This window comes from Allobosea sp. 2RAB26, assembly GCF_052115465.1.
Lineage (GTDB): Bacteria > Pseudomonadota > Alphaproteobacteria > Rhizobiales > Beijerinckiaceae > Allobosea.
Map to the genome: position 1 here is coordinate 1 of NZ_JBFRGS010000050.1, position 3,102 is coordinate 3,102.

Here is a 3,102-nt window from a genome sequence, read left to right on the forward strand (position 1 = left end):
GCCAGCGAATTGTGCGAGAGGCTCCGCGAGAGCGGCCAGACTGCCGAGATCATTCAGGGCCACTGGCCCGCGACAGGGGATCCGGCCCGCGACCCCCCGGGCCAAACCACCGGGCATGTCTACCGCGGCATTGGCAAATGGGCCGCGGCAGCGGTCCTCCCGCTCAGTCGCAGGCTCGGTTTCTGGCCCGGCTTCGATATCCTCGCCATGCTGCCGCCGGCCAATGCGGCCTGGTTCGGCGTCCTGCGCAACTATAATGCGAGCCTGAGCCATGCCTGGTCGGAGGCGGCCCGGTCGGACCAGATCGTGATCTTCGAACAAGGCTTCGTTCAAACCGTCTGCCTGCTCGCCACGCATAGTTGGGCCCTGAGCGCGGCTACCCTGGAAGCAGCCCTCGAACAGGTGCCAAAGGCCGATCTGATCATCTGCATCGATGCCCCCTCGGAGACGCCCGAAACGGATTTCGGAATGAGCCACGCCGCGGCGCCCGTCATCGCTCGCGCCGACGGCCTCTTGCATGAGCACGAGACGCCGGTGATCTCGCTCACTTTTCACGACGAGGCGACGCTCGGCAGCGCGCTGGACGCAGCCGTCGAGGAGGTCCTGGCGAGGCGCCCGGTTCGCGCCCCGATCGGCACATCGGCCGCGGCAGCGGCAGCCGACCGTGCAGCAACGCGCCCCGGTCCGGCTCATCCCGCTGTGCCGGTTCGGGGCGCGATCGTGGCAGCCGGGAGTGTCGCCGCTCCCCAGCGGGCCATTCCGCTCCCCAGCATGCGTGCGCTGCTGCCCTATCTGATCGGGGCCTTTCTCGCCTTTCTCGTCGAATTTCTCGCCGCCAGGGTCATCGGCGCCCATAGCTACGGCATCTATGCCTTCGCCTTCGCCTGCGCGAGCGTGGTCGCCTACAGCTCSACGCTGGGYTTCAATATTTCGCTGATGCGCCTCCTGCCAGCCTATCTCGCGCGGCAGGAGAGCAGCCTCGCCCGGGGCGTGATCCAGTATGCCGTCCGCAGGACGCTGGCGACCGCGGTGGCGATCGCCGTGCTCGGAGCGACCTTCATCACCATGTATCCCGGGACATTTCGGCAGGAGGTCATCTCAACCGGTCTGATGGCGCTGGCCGCGACACCTCTGCTCACGCTTCTCCTGATCAGCGGCTCCGTGACGCGCAGCTACGGCGGTGCCCTGTCGGTCCTCACGATCGAACGTGTCGTCCTGAACGGGCTCGTTCTCGGCATGATCTTCCTGACGGCCTGGTACCATCTCTGGCCACGCGATGCGACGCTCGTCATGGGCTCCACGCTCGTCGGGTCGGCGATGGCGGCGATGGTGCTCGTGCCGACCCTGCGGGAGGTCCGGCCACAGGCGGTCCGCATGGCCGTGGCGAATTATGCCACCACCGAATGGCGCTCTTCCATCGCGCCCCTTACGATGATCGTCGCCGCCGAGATCGTCCTGAACCGGGCCGGTGTCATCGTGCTCGGCCTCGAGGGTTGCATTACCAAGGCCGGTATCTTCGGCATTGCCCTCAGCATGGCGACGCTGACGACGCGCCCCCTGGTGGCTTTTGGCCGATCGATCCTGCCTCTGGCCTCGCGTTTCGGCGGCGGGGATGATCGACCGCAACTTCAGGCGCTGCTGAGCCACTCCGCCAGGCTGTCATTGATGGCGGCGGTCCTGATCTCSGTTCCGCTGCTCSTGCTCACCGAKCCCTTGCTGAATTGGCTCGGCCCGGATTTCGAATCCGCGGCYCCCGTCCTTCGCATCCTCCTGATCGGTCAGGTTATAGCGGCCGCTTTCGGCTCSCAGCAGTCGCTCATGACGATGGCGGGGCACGAGCGGGCTGCAGCCGCGACGCTGATCGTGGGCGCCGGGGCSAACATCGTGGCCACGGTTGTGGCGAACCGGTTCTGGGGATTGACCGGCGCCGCGGTGGCATCGGTTGCCACATTGATCGCATTGAACCTGGCGCTGGCCATCTTCCTGCGTCTGCGCCTTCAGATCAGGCCCGGCCTGGCCCTGGCCGTGCCTCCGGTGCCGATGCATTGGTCCAGATCGCAGCTGGTGAACGGACACAGCGRTGCTTCGGCCGTTGGCGCGACCTGGGAGTGGGARCCCCAAGGCGGAGCGCRCGGGGGCGGAGGCCTRGGCCGGCCGAACGTCCCGCAATCCGAATCCTACCGGGTGGGCTCGACCGGTGCAGGCTATGGCCGGCGCTATGTCAGGACCTTCGCCGAGGGCTATTACGCCATCAACTGGCGCGAGATCGAAGCGCCGTTGCTCCGGGAGATCCTTGCGGGGCTGGCGGCCCGCGGCGCGTCGAGGTCCCTCGATTTCGCCTGCGGGACCGGGCGCATCCTGGAACTGCATGAAGAGGCCTTCGACGACATCGTCGGCGTCGATATTTCGCCGGAAATGCTCGCCTTCGCGCGCGGGCGCTACCCTGAAATCCGCTTCGTCGAGGCCGACCTGACCCAGACCGGTGCGACCGAGTCCGTCAGCGACCGGCAGGTCTGCACCGCCTTCCGCTTTTTCCTCAATGCCGAGCCCTCGCTTCGTGCGGAGGTGCTCGATGTTCTGAGGAAATGCCTCGTCAAGGACGGCGTCCTCGTCGCCAATTTCCATGGCAATCCGGCAAGCCTGGTCGGGCTCGTCTATCCCGTTCGCAACCGTCTCGCCGGGAGCGAGATCAACAAGCTGATGCGCGAGGACGAGGCGGTTGCGCTGCTCGAGGCGCACGGCTTCGTGGTCGAGGAGGTGCATTGGTACGGGCTYTGGCCACCGGTCTTCCGGCGGTTCGATTGGTTGAACACATTGTGCATGGCCCGGGTCGAGGCCCTGGGGCGGCGGTTCCCGGCCCTGATGAGGCGGTGCCAGACCTTCGTTGTCGTCGCCAGGCGCCGGTGACGGGGCGCCGCACCACAGGCCGCAGGCGCGACGGAGCTGGTGCGACGGAGTGGTCGCGGCAGCTCCAGCGTTTGGAGCTTCCCTGATGTTTTGAGGGGCTTTTAGGGGCGTTTTCCCTCAGGAAACGCTGAAACACCGTATTTTGACGCGTGGAGAGCACCGGCCTCCCAGGCATGGTCCTTGCTCATGATGTCC

Annotated in this window: 1 protein-coding gene; it reads left to right on the top strand. The window is 66.6% G+C overall.

Annotated features, from left to right (window positions below):
* Nucleotides 1–2,907: methyltransferase domain-containing protein (locus AB4118_RS33900; protein ID WP_441493882.1), on the top strand; the 2,907-nt coding region annotated here is incomplete at its 5' end.
* Nucleotides 2,908–3,102 lie beyond the last annotated feature (195 nt).